This window comes from Paenibacillus sp. sgz302191, from assembly GCF_057749925.1.
In genome coordinates this window covers 1-15,856 of record NZ_JBYLHY010000046.1, presented here as the reverse complement: position 1 = coordinate 15,856, position 15,856 = coordinate 1, and the positions used below count along the sequence as shown (strand labels likewise).

The 15,856-nt window shown below is 53.0% G+C and carries 10 protein-coding genes and 1 riboswitch; of the genes, 9 read left to right on the top strand and 1 reads right to left on the bottom strand.

Annotation, left to right across the window (positions count from 1 at the left end):
- The first annotated feature begins 8 nt into the window (after positions 1 to 8).
- The 9 genes from AC3G2T_RS35820 to AC3G2T_RS35780 all read left to right on the top strand — a co-directional run bounded on the left by AC3G2T_RS35820 (position 9) and on the right by AC3G2T_RS35780 (position 13,808).
- The gene (locus tag AC3G2T_RS35820; RefSeq protein ID WP_488438442.1) at positions 9 to 2,252 is read left to right on the top strand and encodes an AraC family transcriptional regulator; all 2,244 of its coding nucleotides are present in this window, start codon (positions 9 to 11) and stop codon (positions 2,250 to 2,252) included.
- A 1,248-nt stretch (positions 2,253 to 3,500) separates the two neighbouring features.
- Positions 3,501 to 5,105, top strand: coding sequence for an extracellular solute-binding protein (locus tag AC3G2T_RS35815; protein WP_488438441.1), 1,605 nt, complete (start codon positions 3,501 to 3,503; stop codon positions 5,103 to 5,105).
- A gap of 105 nt (positions 5,106 to 5,210) precedes the next feature.
- Positions 5,211 to 6,116 (top strand): ABC transporter permease, encoded by a 906-nt coding sequence (locus tag AC3G2T_RS35810; RefSeq protein WP_474686810.1) that lies wholly within the window; start codon positions 5,211 to 5,213, stop codon positions 6,114 to 6,116.
- A 31-nt stretch (positions 6,117 to 6,147) separates the two neighbouring features.
- Positions 6,148 to 7,020: a carbohydrate ABC transporter permease gene (locus tag AC3G2T_RS35805; RefSeq protein WP_488438440.1), complete on the top strand. Its 873-nt coding sequence runs from the start codon at positions 6,148 to 6,150 to the stop codon at positions 7,018 to 7,020.
- 91 nt (positions 7,021 to 7,111) lie between these two features.
- The gene (locus AC3G2T_RS35800; RefSeq protein ID WP_488438439.1) at positions 7,112 to 8,071 is read left to right on the top strand and encodes a sugar phosphate isomerase/epimerase family protein; all 960 of its coding nucleotides are present in this window, start codon (positions 7,112 to 7,114) and stop codon (positions 8,069 to 8,071) included.
- A gap of 9 nt (positions 8,072 to 8,080) precedes the next feature.
- A complete protein-coding gene (locus AC3G2T_RS35795) occupies positions 8,081 to 10,165 on the top strand; it encodes an ROK family protein (protein WP_474686805.1) in 2,085 nt (694 codons plus the stop codon).
- 25 nt (positions 10,166 to 10,190) lie between these two features.
- On the top strand, positions 10,191 to 11,843 hold the full coding sequence (locus tag AC3G2T_RS35790; protein WP_474686806.1) for a hypothetical protein: 1,653 nt from the start codon (positions 10,191 to 10,193) through the stop codon (positions 11,841 to 11,843).
- A gap of 96 nt (positions 11,844 to 11,939) precedes the next feature.
- Positions 11,940 to 12,090, top strand: a riboswitch (cyclic di-AMP (ydaO/yuaA leader).
- A gap of 4 nt (positions 12,091 to 12,094) precedes the next feature.
- Entirely contained in the window at positions 12,095 to 12,979 is an 885-nt protein-coding gene (locus AC3G2T_RS35785; protein WP_474686807.1) for a C40 family peptidase, read from the top strand.
- A gap of 169 nt (positions 12,980 to 13,148) precedes the next feature.
- Positions 13,149 to 13,808: a hypothetical protein gene (locus AC3G2T_RS35780; protein WP_488438438.1), complete on the top strand. Its 660-nt coding sequence runs from the start codon at positions 13,149 to 13,151 to the stop codon at positions 13,806 to 13,808.
- 12 nt (positions 13,809 to 13,820) lie between these two features.
- Here the strand turns inward: AC3G2T_RS35780 and AC3G2T_RS35775 are convergent, their stop codons facing one another.
- Positions 13,821 to 15,284 (bottom strand): phosphodiester glycosidase family protein, encoded by a 1,464-nt coding sequence (locus AC3G2T_RS35775; RefSeq protein ID WP_488438437.1) that lies wholly within the window; start codon positions 15,282 to 15,284, stop codon positions 13,821 to 13,823.
- Positions 15,285 to 15,856: the final 572 nt, after the last annotated feature.

Here is a 15,856-nt window from a genome sequence, read left to right as displayed (position 1 = left end):
CGGTTTCATTGAAAAAGTGGTATAAAAAACAACTGCTTTCGTATTTTCCGCTTTTTTTGCTAACCATTTCTATCATGGTGCTGCTCGGCCTTTTTGTCGTTTCGGACATTTCGCAAAAAGAGACAAAAAAGGCGAACGGTCTGTCTGCGGCGTATGTATCGGACACGATGTCGCGGTCGCTGAATGAAATTCAGTATGCGCTGCTGGAGGAGTTGGCCACTAACGATAAAATCAAACTGTTCGCCGAGCATGACAAGCCGCAGGCCGATGACGAGGGTTTGCTTTTTTTTAACATATCTTCTGCTTTGAACGCTCTTGTGTTGAACAACCACCTGATTCATTCAATTTATTTGTACCGTGCGGACGATGGGTTAATTATTATGCAAAATCGAAAAGATACGCTGAACGCGTTCTTTGATAAGGATTTCGTTACAACGATGTCGGCTCACCCGCAAACGGACCGTTGGTCGGATGTGCGGAGCATTCGCGAGTCGTATTCGGAACGGGAAATTCCCGTTATTTCTTTGGTGAAAAAGCTTCCGCTCCCTTTTGGCAGCCAAGGCATTGCGGTCATCAACGTCGATGTTCGCGCGCTCCAGGAAAACCTGAACAGTCTCAGCGACCACAAGGTAACTTTGATGCAAGTGGTCAACGAACAAGGGACTGTCGTTATGTCTTCGGAGCCGATGAATGTCGGAAACGCCGAATCGAACCGGGGGGAGGTCATTTCGGATATTCCCATACCGGGAACGGGGTGGAGTATTCACAGCGGAATAAAAGCCGGCCAACTGTTTGCTTGGGTTTCGCTGATTTCTTACTTTTGGCTTGCCGCCGGCATTGCGACGATCGTTGCTTCTCTCGGCTACTTGATTTATATATCCAAACGCAACTACAGGCCGATTCAATTGATGATTAACAAGCTCGACTCCATTCAGCTCCGCTTTCTTCCCGCAGGCCGGGATGTGGATGATTTATCCTTCATAGGGCAAGCTATGGAAGGTTTGATCGAGCAGGCGCAGCATTACGAACAACGGCATCATGCCAATCTGCTCATTCGGCGCAGGCAACTGTTTAGCGAGCTCATGAACGGTACGGGCAAAATTACGGAAGAAGAATGGAACGACGGCGTGCCGGCGTTTCAAGAGCAGGCGCCGATTCGCGAAATGGGCGTTATTGTCGCCGAAATGGAGCGGTACGACGTCTTTACGGCTGAGCATGTGCCGGAGGATCAGACGGTGCTCAAGCTTGCGCTGCAAAATATCGTGCAGGAATTTTTTGGCGCTCATCTATCTGTCTGGAACGAATGGCTCGGCGGCAGCCGGTTGGGCATCATTTACGCGGTGCCGCATGACTGCGAACATAGTCCGGACCGTCTGGTCGACATGATAGAAACGAGCCAACAATGGATTGAAGAGCGTATGGGCATTGATTTTGTTTTTGCCGGAGGTTCTGCCGTCAGGAGCTGGGAGGCGCTGCATCATTCCTATAGTTCCGCGTTGCAAGCGCTCGGCCACAAGCTGACGCGCGATCGCAAAGCGTTGATTATGGTCGATCACCTGGCAGGCCGTCCTGCGGGGGAAACTTACGGCTATTGGCCCAAGGCCGCCGATATTGCCAAAGCGTTCCGACTGACCCATGACGGCTGGAGAACGCAGCTAGCCGAGCTGTTTGCCGACTTCAGGCAATATAAGCTGCGCGACGAAGATATTGCGATGGTGCTTGAAACAATGATCAAACTGCTGGAGAGGGAGATCGGAAACGGAATTGGTGCGTCAGAAAGCATGCGGCTGGCTTGGGAACGGTCGAGTTTGCAGGGGATGGTTCGGAAGAGTGCCACACTGCAGGAGCTTGAAGCAAATATGACGAGTTCTATGGGCGAATTGTACCGGACTTATGTATCCGTCTGTGAGGCAAACAGCTATCAAGCCGTTATTGTCGAAATGAGAAGCTATATCGAGGAGCATTTCGAGGACCCGGATCTCTCGTTGAAACATTTGAGCGACAGGTTCGGCGTTAACGGGAAGAATGTAAGCCACATGTTTAAAGAAGCGTTCGGGATGAAGTTTGTCGATTTTCTGATGGATTTGCGAATTGAGAAAGCCAAGCATTTGCTGACTGAAACCGAATTGGCGCAGCAGGACATTGCTCAACGGCTCGGCTATTCCAACTCCATTACGTTTGGGCGGATGTTTAAGCGCATGGTGGGGGTCACGCCTGGAGATTATAGAAAAAAGCACGCGCTGTATCGATAGCTCGCCGGGGAAACAGTTTGCTAAATGGAAGTTTAGCAGGCTGTTTTTGTTTGCCGGCGCTAAAACGCGCAGTGTGGCATGCGGACCTCGCATTTTCGGAAGATGTCGAAAAATTCGGCGGCCCGACGGCGCAATGAAAGAGGCGCAAAAAGCTCCCCCGCATGTGGTCGAAGACCGCCGTCATGCAGCGGAACGCGGCGCGTTGGGAGCTGCGCGCGGTGCGCGGGGGTGTTGCTAGATGCGCGGAATACCCCGCTGTTTGCGAAGTCGGCTTGGGGCTGCAGCCCTGGGACGGCAGGGTACCGAAAACCTGCAAAAGTGCAGGCTTTTTCCGTGAAAGTGGCCCGTTTTGGCGAAAAGCCTGCGAAAGTGCAGGAATTTATTGTTAAAACGGGCCTGAGCCCGTGTGTTTGATGAAATTCCTGCACATTTGCAGGAATTTTTCGTTGCCGGCGTATGCACGGGCAAAAAGCTGCACATTTGCAGGTATTCTCCGTGACGCCAGCCAGATGTGCTACCCCTAACATACGGGGGGGTTCAGCAGTCTGGGCTATTGCAGGTTTTCTCTGTGTCGCCAACGGATGTGCCATCCCCTAACGTACGGGTTTTTCAGCAGTCTGGGCTATTGCAGGTTTTCTCCGTGTCGCCAACGGATGTGCTACCCCTAACGTACGGGTTTTTCATCAGTCTGGGCTATTGCAGGTTTTCTCCGTGACGCCAGCCAGATGTGCTATCCCCTAACGTGTGGGTTTTTCATCAGTCTGGGCTATTGCAGGTTTTCTCCGTGACGCCAGGTAGATGTTCTATCCCCTAACGTACAAGTTTCTCCAACAGTCTCGCATTTGCAGGCTTGCTGCTCATTAGTCGAGTGGATGCGCCGGCTCTTGTGGGTAAGTTCTCTGAGACAGTCTCGCGTTTACAGGTTTTTTGGCTTGTGGCTGGTTATGTCTTGGCTATCCGGTTTTTTGGTGTTCTTTCTAGTCACGATTTTTCAGCCCGATTGGATATATTTGTTTGCCGCCTGCGAGGCGATTTTGTTTTATTATGTTATGTAATATGCCATTAATCATCGCAGAAAAAAGTTTATTGCATATTTTCGATGCATGCGAAGGGTTTTGAGTGAGTTTTGTGTCAGTTTATATGACGGAAACAAGTTTATTGTTCGATTTGCTGACGCGGTGACATACTGTAGGTGTTCCCGGACGAAGCGGGACGACGATAAATCAGGGAGACAGGGAGTTGAGGGCAATGAAGAAGAGGTTGGTGCACAGCAGGTTCGGCAAACAGGCAGTGATGATGCTGACGCTCGTTAGCGTGTTGTCTGCTTGTTCAAGCTCAAACGGCAATTCGGGGGTTCAGACCGGCAAGGAAGCGGGCACAGCGGAGAAAAAGCCTGTAACGATCAAGGTCGAGGTATTCGACCGGGGCAACTCGCCGGCGGGCAAGTCGGTGACAAACAACTACTTAACGAAGTATGTGGAAGACAACTTTACTAAAAAGACAAACATCAAAGTCGAGTTCGTGCCTGTGCCCAGATCGCAGGAGGTTGAGAAGCTGAACGTGCTGATGGCCAGCGGCGATGCGCCGGATATTGTGTTCACTTACGATTCCAACGTCATCTACAGGTACGTACAGCAGGGAGGAGTCGCAGAGATCGGAGCGCTGCTCGATCAGTACGGTACTAACCTGAAGACATACCTGGGCAAAGATACGCTTGCTTACGGCACTTATGACGGCAAACAATATGCGATTCCGGGTAAACGGGTTTATTTGGGCAAATATTCCTCGGAAATTCGCCAGGATTGGCTCGATAAGCTTGGTCTCCCGGCCCCGAAAACGACGGATGAGGTGTACCAGACGCTCAAAACCTTTAAGGAAAAGAAACCGGGAGGCGACCAAACGATTCCGCTCGGCTTCTCCTTGACGAACGCTTCTTATGAGCCGATCATTTGGTCTTTCATCAAAAAAGTAAGCGAAGAAGAGCGCTATACGCTGACGCAGCAGCTTGGTTCCAGCGAATATACGCTGCTGCTGCCCGGGCATAAGGACGGGGTCCGTTTCCTAAACAAGCTTTATAACGAAGGATTGGTCAGCCCTGATTTTGCGCTCGATAAAGATAAAAAGAAAATGTACCAGGACATTGCGACGGGCAAAGTCGGCATGTACGCAGAGGATGCAGGCGAATCTTACTTGACCAGCCCTCCCGATACGTATACCGTTCTGCAAAAAACGGTGCCGGGAGCCAAGCTTGCTCCGCTTGACCCGTATACGAACGAGGAAGGCAAGCATACGAAGCCGGCTTACATTCCTGCGGCACTGAACATTATCATTCCGAAAACGAGCAAAAATGCCGCCGAAGCGATCCAATATTTGGATTGGATGTCCCAAAAAGATGTGCTTTACGCGATGACGTACGGCGAGGAAGGCAAAAACTACACGTTGACTAACAGCTTGCCCGTTCCGCTCGATAACGAAGATACGAAGCAAAGTTTTTACAACAAGGGCGACTACACGATCATTACGAACGGAACGGATTTCGGCAGCGCGGATAAAAATACGGAAGCACTGTCGCTGGCTTTCATTGAAGCCAACCGCAAGGATGCGACGCAGGCCTACAAAAACGGCTCGACGGACGGCCTCTCGCCTGTAAGGTTCCAACGCCCGATCGAAGCCGAAGGAAAATACGGCAAAGCGCTGCAAGAAAAATACGAGCAGCTTATCGTGAAGTCGATGCTGGCCAAGCCCGCCGATTTCGACAAAACGTATGACGACATGTTGAAGGACTACATGACGAACGGCGGCGATGCCATCCTGAAGGAACGGACGGAAGCCTACAAAAATATGAAGAAGTAATCTCCGGCAGCTGGCTTCATGCATGGAAGTCCGGGCAAGTTCGAGCTTTCATGCATGAAGCGGCGCTTGATAATCCGAGAGTAACGGTGGAGGAAGGTGGAGCAGTTGAAAGGTTTCTCCGTGTATTTGAACAGATATTGGCAGCTGTATGCCTTGCTTGCGCTCCCGATCGTGTTTTTCATTATATTCAAATATGGTCCCATGTACGGCGTCTTGATCGCTTTCGAAGACTACAACCTTTTTCAAGGCATATCGGGGAGCCCTTGGGTAGGGCTGGATACGTTTCGAGCCGTATTTAAAATGCAGGATTTTTACACAGCGTTAAAAAACACGTTTATGCTTAATTTTCTGGATTTGATCGTTTCATTTCCGGCGCCTATCCTACTTGCCATTATGCTCAATGAGCTTAGAATCGTCTGGTTTAAAAAAGTTTCGCAAACGATACTGTATTTGCCGCATTTCATATCTTGGATCATTATCGGCGGAATCGTCTACCAGGTTTTCAGCACGAATACGGGAATTCTCAATCACATGCTCGGTTATTTGGGCATCGGACCGATTCCGTTTTTATCGGATAAATATTATTGGCTGCTTACTTATTTGGGTACGGGCGTATGGCAGAGCGCAGGCTGGGGCACGATCATTTATTTGGCGGCGCTGACCGGCATCAGCAAAGAGCTATATGAGGCGGCTGAAGTCGATGGAGCGGGACGCCTGAACCGAATTTGGCATATTACGATACCGGGCATCAAACCGACGATTATCGTTCTTTTGATTTTAAAATTGGGCGAGATGGTGCAGATTGGCTTTGACCGTCCTTTCGTGATCGGCAATGTGCAGGTCCGCGAATTTTCGGAAGTGCTCAGTACGTTTGTTTATAAAATGGGGCTGCAGTCCGGCCAGTACTCCGTAGCGACAGCGGTGGGCTTTTTCCAGGCGGTAGTCGGACTTGTCTTTATTCTCGCGTCCAACTATATTTCCAAGAAAACGACCGATCAGGGCATTATTTAAACGTTTTAATCTCGAAAGGAGGAGCGAGCGCATGAACGCCAAAGCGGCAGACCGCACTTTTGATATCGTCAATATCACATTTTTGATTCTGTTTTTATTTTTGAGCCTGGTGCCGCTGCTGCACATTATTTCGGTTTCGCTCAGTTCCAATGCGCCGATTTTGACCGGGAAGGTCACTGTTTTTCCCGTCGATCTCAATTTTGAAGCTTATTCCCATGTGTTGATGGATCCGATGATGCTCCATTCTTTGGGGTACTCGATTTTTTTGACGGTTCTTTTTACAATTGTATGTATTGTCATGACGATTGCCGCAGCTTACCCGCTTACGAAAACGGAGCTTAAAGGCAGAAAGTTTTTCATGTATTTGATCGTGGTCACGATGTTTTTCAGCGGCGGTATTATTCCGGAATACATTCTGGTCAAGCAATTGCATTTGATCAATACGACCTGGTCGTTGATTCTTCCGCAGATGATCAATCCGTTTTATTTGATTATTTTGATCACGTTTTTTAATTCGATCCCCAAGAGTCTGGAAGAATCCGCCGAGCTGGACGGAAGCAGCCATTTCGGCACGCTGGTCCGCATCATGCTCCCTTTGTCGATGCCGATTATCGCCACGCTGGGCCTGTTCTATGCGGTAAACCGCTGGAACGGTTTTATCGATACGTTGTTTTACATTACAGATCCGAAGCTGTATCCGCTGCAGCTCAAGCTGTATCAACTCATTATGAACAGCCAAATATCCGACCAATTGCAGATGGAAGGCGCGCAGATCGTTCAGGTGCTGCCGGAAAGCTTGAAGGCGGCCAGCATTATGTTCGCAACGGTGCCGATTTTGATCATATATCCTTGGCTGCAAAAGTATTTCGTTTCGGGAATTATGGTCGGAGCCGTGAAAGGCTGACCTGGCAGTCTGGCGGGGGAACTCCGTAGAAGGTATACAAAAGTAACTCCGCCCGCCGGACTCCATGCTTGCATAGGAGGAGGAAATCAACATGCATCAACCGAAAGGCGAATATTCGTTTTCGACCTGCTGGAACATCAAGAAGCATACGAACGGAAGGGACATGATCGAGGAAATCCGCTCGCTCGGCTTCAGCCGGGTTGAACTGAACTATAACGTAAACCGGGAGTTTTTAGCGACGATCGAGCCGATGATCGAACACGGGGAAATCGGCGTATCCAGCGTGCACAACACGTTCCCGCACACGCCTGATCCGGATTACGGCACCGATTCGGTGCTGCTCGGTTTTGACGATGAAGAAAAGCGCCGCAAGGCTGTCGAACTGCTCGTGCAGTCGGCGGAATACGCGCACCGTTACGGGGCGGAGGCGGTCGTCGTCCATCCCGGCGAAGTGCCGTTCGACTACAATATCGATGAGGCGCTCAAGGCGATTTACAAGGACGAGGGCCCTGAGTCGGAGGCGTACCGGAAGCTGTGGCGGGACATGCTGGAGCGCAGGGAAGCGCTGAGCGGCCACTATACGAACAGGATCGTCGACAGCCTCTATACCGCTTGCGACCGGATTGCGCAGAAGGGCTGGAAAATCGCCATCGGGATCGAAACCCGTTCCCGCTGCTACCAGATGCCGACGCTGCAGGAGGCGGGGGCGATCATCGACCGGCTGCAGGGTGCCGCGCTCGGCTTATGGTATGACATCGGCCACGGCATGATGATGGACCGGATGGGCCTCTACGACAATGCGGCCGAAGCGAACGCGATGAAAGAGCGTGTCGTCGGCGTTCACATTCACGAAACGATCGGCTTGTCCGATCATTGGTGCCCCTATGTGCACAGCGGCGACATGAGCTTTTTTGACCGGTTCCTGCCGGTCATTCAGGCGGCGCCTGTGAAGGTTTACGAGCTCAAGGCGCTTTGCGAGCCGGAAGCGATTGAAGATAGCCACAATCTCATTGTGAACCGCATCGCGCAGCTGCCGGCCGCCAAAGGATGAGGTGAACCGATGAAAGCGGGAGCGCGGTTGTCCACCTTGTTCAAACTTCGGGCGCTTTACTTATGCACAGGGCTTGCGGGCGGTTTGCTCAACCCTTATATGACGACCATCTTCGTGCAAGGCGGTTTGGCCAAAAGCCATATCGGCATCATGATGTCGATAGCTTCGCTGGCCATTCTGGGCGCGCAGCTGCTCTGGGGCCGGTTAGCGGACCGCTACCAGATGACCAAATCGATCCTGCTCCTGAGCCTGGCCGTGCCGGCCCTGTTATCGATTCTGTATCAGGCGCCGTCCGTATTTCTGATGATAGCGGCTTATATGGCGGCTACCGTCTTCACGGCCCCGCAGGCCCCGATCGGCGACGCTTTCGCCGTGTCGGCCGCCCGATCCGCAGGCTCCTCCTACGGCTCGATCCGCAGCTTCCAGAGCGTCGGCAATGCGCTGGGCGGCTATGGAGCCGGCTTTTTTTTATCGTATTACATGCCTAATCAATTGTGGATCCCGTTTATGCTGTTCAGCTGCCTGGGCGTGATGATCGTACTTGCGCTGCCTGCCCAGAAGGAATACCATGTCAAAAGCCGGCCTTTCATCGACGGGATCGGGGAGCTGTTCGGCAACAAGCGGTTCGTTTTGTTTTTGGGCGCCTGTTTTCTGGTCAATCAGACGTTGACGGCGTTCAATACGTATTTTGTCGTCGTGTTCCAGATGGTAGGCGGTTCGTACGCTCTCTCGGGAGTCGCGCTGATGATCGCCGCATTTTCCAATGTGCCGTCGATGTTCGCCGCCTCTTTCGTTATCAAGCGGCTGGGCAATGAAAAAACGATGCTGCTGGCGACGCTGGCCTATATGGTGCGCTGGATCATCCAGTATATGTTCCCGATTCCAAGCGTGATGGTCGCCGTGCAAGTGCTGCAGGGGCTGTCGTTCGGCCTTTTTTACGTTGCCGCCGTCGAGTACGTCTCGCGGATTGTGCATAAAGAGATGCAGGCCACCGGACAAAGCGTATTCAATATGGTGTTCGTAGGGCTTGCGGGCATCGCGGGCAATATGCTGAACGGCTTTTTGCTGGAAAAGGGCGGCCCTTCCGCCATGAATCTGGTCTGCGCGTTGAGCTCGCTGCTCGGAGCTGTTATGCTGGTATTTGTCGCCTACGGCTTCAAACGGCAGCAGACCGGTTCGCTGCCAGCGGAAAAGCGGAAGAAACGTTACATCGCTTTCGATATCGGCGGAACGAGCGTGAAATACGGGATCGTCGACGAAGCCGGCGAGGTGCTGGCGGGCGGATCTTTGGCAACACAGGCGTCGGAAGACAGCGAGGCATTTATTGAAAAGCTGACGAGCGAAGTCCGCCGGTTTCGCGAAAAAGAGGGCCCGATCAGCGGCATCGCCATTAGCACGGCAGGCATTGTCGACGACTCGGGCACGATCGTAGGGGGCATCGAGAACATCCCGTGCCTGAAGGGCGTGAACTTGAAGCGCGAGCTGGAGTTGCGCACGAGACTGGAGACGCAGGTCATCAACGATGTCAATGCGGCTGCGCTGGGCGAGGCCTGGATGGGCGCCGGCAAAGGCGAGCGGACGTTTTTCTGCATCGCGCTCGGAACGGGCATCGGCGGAGCTATCGTCTTGGACTCCAGGCTGTACAAAGGCTCGCACTTCCGCGCTGCGGAAATCGGCTATATGCATATGAGCCGTATGCAGACCGGCAGCTATGAGACGCGGGCTTCCACTTCGGCCTTAGTCAGGAGCGTGCTTGACAGGCAGCTGGAGGAAACGGCGGCGGCCGGCGTCAATGGCCAGTCCATATTCGAACGGGTCAAAAGCGGAGATTCCGCATGGGCCGAGCCTGTCGACAGGTGGATGGACGAGGTAGCCAAAGGCATTGCCGATCTCATCTACGTGCTGGACCCCGGGCTGATTATTGTGGGCGGGGGCGTCTCCGCGCAAAAAACGTTTTTAACCGACCGGATCGCAGCCAAGGTAGACTCTTATTTAACGGCCGATTTTCAGGGGCTGACGCGCATCGTGCCTGCGCTTTGCGGCAATGAGGCCGGCATGCTGGGGGCCGTATCCTTATTTGCAACCCGGAACTGACTGAATGAAGGGAAGATGTGACGGTATGAGCTTAAACATGATGGAAAGCATGACGGACGAACAGCGTTATCTGGTCGATCACGCCATGGCGGATATGGATCTGTACTATGATGAGGAAATGAAACTGCTGCGGGATAAAGACAATGAGCAGCTTCATTATACGCGGGGGAGCGCGCACTATGCGATAGGACTGCTGCTCCGGAACGCGCCGGGAGATTTGGCAAGAGCTTGCGAAGTTCTCGCTACGGTGATGGACATGCAGTACGATTGTCCGGATGAAATCTATCACGGCACGTTTCGCACGGCCCCTCAGGTGCCGCACCCTCCGGCCGGCAGCTTTCCCTGGAAATCTTTTGCGCCGGGCTTCGCCTTCTTTTTGGCCGATACGTTCGGGAAAATATCCGACCGGCTCGGCGATCCGGCGGCGAGAGAATCGTTTCAAACCGCTGTAGACGACGTGCTGCCGACGGTTTGGACGACCTATGATCCGAACTGGCGGGAATTCATTGCCTGTGCGTTCGCCGTCATCCTGGAAAATTGGGCGGACAGCCTGCCCGCCGAGCTTGTCACCCGGATGGATTCCTGCATGCGCAAAGCGGTGGAAGCGTCCATCGACCGGCGTTTGTCGGATGCCATCCCGATGAACACCAACATCGAGCTTATGCATATGTTCATCTGCCACTATTTCGGACACCGGTACGGCATCGCGGACTGGATCGGGCATGCCGACCGGGAGGCGGGCAAGTTCATTGAAGCTTTCGCGGAGTTCGGGTCGTTCGCAGAGTTCAATACAACGACGTATTACGGCGTCGATCTGACCGTGCTGGGGCTTTGGCGGAACTACAGCAAGACGGATGCGTTCCGGCGGATCGGCCGCGAGATCGAGCAAGGACTGTGGGCGAACATCGCTTTATTTTACAATCCGAATCTGGAAAATTTGTCGGGGCCGTTCTCGCGCGCCTATGAGATGGAAATGAGAGACCACAGCTCGATCGGCGTCTTTCTTTATCTGGCTTTGGGCCAAGGCTACGAGTATCTCGCCGGGATCAATTGCGAATCCGAGCATGACCCGATGATCGCTCTGGTCGGGGTCGACGTGCCGCCGGCCGTTAAACCGGCGCTGGCTGCGTTCCAGGGCCGGCGGCTGGCCCGGAAGCAGTTCAGAGAGCTGTGCGAACGGGATCGCCCCGGCGCTAACTCGAATCTGTGCACGGCGACGGCCTGGATCGAAGACAATCTGATGATCGGCGGGATGACCGGGAGCCGCAACACGAACGGGCAAATGCATCCTGCGACGATGCACTGGCGAACCGGCGCTGGAGACAAGTATTATATGAGGCTGATTCGCCGGGAAGCGGGCAAGCATTGGAACACGCATCTGAGAGGCATTGCGTTCGATGCCGAAGCGGAGCAGGACCGGCTCGCGGTTGACGTTCATTTTCAGACGAATGCGGAGATCGAGCTGTTTTTCGAAATTGCGGGCAAGCATATTCACGACGCCGACATAGCTCCCGATGTGTGGACAATGCCTGGGCTGACTTGCCGCGTAGAGGCCGATGCGCCCGCGCCCGAAATCAACGTTTTTGACAATCGCGTTGAAGTGGTATACCGCTACCGGCCGCAAGTTTCCGGCGCTCATATGAGGTTTGCGCTCCGCGTCGAGCGCGATCCGGCTTAAGGCTGGGAGCAGGCAAAACGCCTGATTTGGCCTTGGGAATTTTTACCGCGACGCAAAATTTGAAATTTGTCCGAATTCTATGCTAGTCTATCAAAGTAAAAAAAAATGCCGAATCTTGGAGCAGCACAAGCTCCGGTACGGGGGACTTCTTCATTTGGGGTGAAAGATCGGTTCGGATGTCCGAACCGGTCAAGGGAATTCCTCTTCCCGAACCCGTCAACTAACCTCGGAGGCTCAGGGAGGCAATCTTTTTGAAACGTCTTGTTTATTCATGCGCTTTTATCGGCGCAGCAGTATCCGGCGCTGCTTTGCTGCCTGCCCAAGCGGAAGCTTCTCAAGCGCTTTCAGTCAAAGTCCAGGTCAACGACGACATCGTGCAGTTTACGGACGCGCAGCCTTTTATCGACAAAAATGGGAATTTGCAAGTGCCGTTAAGGGCCGTAACCGACAAACTGGGCTATGAAGTGAAATGGGCGAAGCAAGGAGGCGAGGTCGCCGTCTCGGTGTTGACCAAGGATCAGGTCGTTTCACTGAGGACGGACGAACAGCAAGCGCTTGTGGGCAGCAAGAAAATCAGCCTGGAGAGCAGCCCGGCTTTTATCCAGGGAAGTACATACGTACCGCTTCGTTTTATTACGGAAACGTTCGGTTCCAAGATCGAGTGGAGCGATGCGAATCAGATCGCGATCGTGAATGCGGACGGCAAGCCCCACAAGCCGGCCTGGACGGCGCCGCCGGAACCGCCCGCACCCGCACCTGCGCCTGCGCCGCCTCAGCCGTCCATGACCGATCTGATCGTGCAGACGGCGAGCAATTACATGGGAGTCCCGTACAAATGGGGCGGAACGACGCCGCGCGGATTTGACTGCTCGGGTCTTGTCGGTTATGTGTTTGAAGCGGAAGGAATCGATCTTCCGAGAACTTCCGCCGAAATGTACAGCGATGCCGGAACGCCGGTATCCGATCTGAAGGTGGGAGATTTGGTCTTTTTTGGCCGCGGTGTTGTCGATCATGTCGGTATTTATTTAGGGAATGATCAATTTATTTCATCCACCTCTTCAAGAGGAGTAGCCGTCGAGAGTTTGTCGAGCAAGTATTGGGGCGCGAGATACGTTGGCGCCAAGAGAATCATATAGAAGCTAGCCTGTCTGAAAAATGAAAGAAACATCTGTTTTGTGCAAGCCACGGAAAACGGATGTTTCTTTTTTGTGTTGAAAAATTGCGATTTATATCGAATTTTTATCGTTTTTCGCCTATAATGAAGAAATGTTCGGAGAAAGAGGAAGCGGGTGAACGGCGATCTCCATGCTGACAGCAGTCTTGAAGCGGTGGTTTTTAAGAAAAAATACAGCGGTTATCATGAACAATAATCATGCTGCGGAAATAAGCGCTGCGATCCCTCCGGAAATTATGGACGTGATCCGTCGTTTTTTTCAGACATACGACAATTTTCAAGGCGCGCGGAACCTCCAAACGGATACTTTTATTAGAGAAGTGTATTATGCCACGAAGCAGGACCCGGCCGATCAAAGCACGGTGGACGAAATGGAAGTCTATCTGCACTATAAAAACTTGCAGCGCCTGCGTTTGAAGCACTACGAGATCGATGAATTTCTCATGTTGAACAGCGGCGTCTGCCTAGTCGGCGTTACCCGGGAATTCAGCGGCAGCGTCCGGAACCGGGTGCTCTATTTTTTGAATAAGGAAGACGGCGCCTGGCGCTTTCATCATATTGCAAGATCTCATCACGGCACGATTACCGACAAGTTCCAGGTCAAGGAGCAGACGGGTTTCGTCGTTAGCAATGAAAAGACCGCCATGCTTTTTCTGGCTCACAGCGACACTTCCGACGCAATCGGCTACATGACAGGCGATTACGTCCATGTGGAAGGGTATCTGGAGGTCGAGCAGCAAGTCGGCGGCCAGTTTTTTTACAGAATTGTCCGCATGAACAGGATTCACTGATCAGAGCGGCTGTTACGGAAAAGTAAGGGAAGCGCGGTACAGCGCAGCGTCCCAGGCGACCTGCCCGCCGAGCGACTCCATGACGGTGCGAAGCGGCATATAGATGTGGCCGTCCACGATGGCGGGAGCGGCGGGCAGAACTACCCGCTTGTCGTTCCACAGCATGACGGGATCGTCCGGATGCAGGAGCAGGCGGTTGGCTCCGTACTGAACCGTTAGCGTGCGCGTGTTCCCGTTCCAGTCAAACTTCGCCCCGATCCTCTCCAAAATGCCGCGAAACGGCACCATGCTCGTCTCCTGGAGCAAATATCCCCTGAACTCGTTCACGAATTGCCCGTTCACTTCAACTTGAATTTGCGGATACCGGAGCCGTTCCACCACAAGCGCATTGCTGAGCAGTCGTCCGGGCGCGGTGAGCATGACGCCATCCGCATACAGGGCGGAGCTCGCGCCTCCATCGAGGTTCATGGCATCCGTCAAGCCCATGTCCTGAAGCACATGCGCCATGTCGTCGATCGTCGCCGAAGACATCGTGCCCATCACCAGACGGCGCGATTCGTCAACGCCGATAAAGCTGCGCACATTCGACTGTGTCGTAATTCGCGGATCGGTGAAGCCGTCTCTCTCGTAATCGATATCGACGGCGCCGCCGGTGAGCAGGCGCGGACCGGCACCTACGGCTGCGTCCACCCGGGGCAGCGCGGGAGCGGTTCCCGAGCCGCCGTCCAGCGTTGACGTTAGGCGTATGGCGTCTCCCACATGGATGTTCGGCAGGACATGGGCCAGATTGTTGGCGCTGCGGCCGACAAGGCATACTTGCCCGTCTTCAGGGATGGCGGCCCCGTCTTCGGTGATCGCAGTGATCACACCTGCTTGAACGACGATTTTGGTCGAATTCGGAAAATCGATCCGTTCCCCGAAAGCTCTCGTGTACCAGATGATTTGATCGTCTACGGAATCTCCGTAATATTTGTTCACTCCCCAGGCGGTGAACTTGTAGGCGCTGCCGGCATGGGCAACGCTTATTTGGTGTCCGGTTCCGAAGTACCCCACGCTTACCGTCTTGTCGGCGAGGACGAGCAAGGACGGGTTGGTGCCGGAGTGCACGACATCGCCTGAATCGATGAGCAGCCCGTTCGGATAGCGAATCGTGTCGTCCTCTTCATAAGCGTCGAAAAACGCGCCATTGATGCCTGCCGCCGCATGATTGCACTCCATCATGGAGCTGAAAGATTCGACATGCCCGATGCCGTCGGCGGCCGTAACGGGCTTGACCCGCAGAGTGGGGTCCGTAAGATCGATCGAAACCCACTTGGCTGTAAAAGTTTTGCCGTTGTACGCGAGCGTCTTGCTCCCGGATTGAACGGAGTCATCCGCGGAAGCGGCCCCTGCCGGATAGCAGGCTGCGGATAGGAGCAGGCAGCCGAGCAGCCCTATTTTCACGGTGAGTGAGCAGTGCTTGATAGTCATAGTCATTTGGAAGAGTTCGTCCTTTCTTAGGCAGGGATAACTGGGGGTCTGGCGAGCGGAAGTTGCTTTTGTACATACCCAATGAATAATGACAGTATATACTGCCGCTCATGCTGCATCAACACTATCATTTTGCATATACCTTCTACACAGTTCATCGGATAGACTCTTAGGAAGCATGCCTTCCGGCATACCTTGGCGATTTATTTCCAGCGAGCATTCGTTCACCTCTTTGTGAAAAAAATTCAAAATGGCCCAACCCCTTACCGCGAAAGGGGTTGGGCCATTTTGCCAACAAGCGTCCGACAAAAATGTTAGATTATTCACAGAATTACTTTGCATATTAAGGTAATATATGGAACGATAGGGACAAAATATTACAAAATATAGCATATAGGTAATGAATAATGATGTCACAAAGGCTATATTACGTTTATCAACAACAGCCAATACAGGATGAGTAAAGGAAACGGAGGTGAGGGCCATGGCAGGCTTTGAACAGATCCGGGTCAAGACCGCATACCCAATTCACCGGCTGGAGGATGTGCAAATCGAGTGGAAGCCGGGGGAGCATGGAC

Bases quoted from the DNA above. Each gene is read 5' to 3' on its own strand.
- AC3G2T_RS35795 (WP_474686805.1), top strand. From the start codon at position 8,081: ATGAAAGCGGGAGCGCGGTTGTCCACCTTGTTCAAACTTCGGGCGCTT.
- AC3G2T_RS35775 (WP_488438437.1), bottom strand. From the start codon at position 15,284: ATGACTATGACTATCAAGCACTGCTCACTCACCGTGAAAATAGGGCTG.
- AC3G2T_RS35800 (WP_488438439.1), top strand. From the start codon at position 7,112: ATGCATCAACCGAAAGGCGAATATTCGTTTTCGACCTGCTGGAACATC.
- AC3G2T_RS35790 (WP_474686806.1), top strand. From the start codon at position 10,191: ATGAGCTTAAACATGATGGAAAGCATGACGGACGAACAGCGTTATCTG.
- AC3G2T_RS35805 (WP_488438440.1), top strand. From the start codon at position 6,148: ATGAACGCCAAAGCGGCAGACCGCACTTTTGATATCGTCAATATCACA.
- AC3G2T_RS35815 (WP_488438441.1), top strand. From the start codon at position 3,501: ATGAAGAAGAGGTTGGTGCACAGCAGGTTCGGCAAACAGGCAGTGATG.
- AC3G2T_RS35780 (WP_488438438.1), top strand. From the start codon at position 13,149: ATGCTGACAGCAGTCTTGAAGCGGTGGTTTTTAAGAAAAAATACAGCG.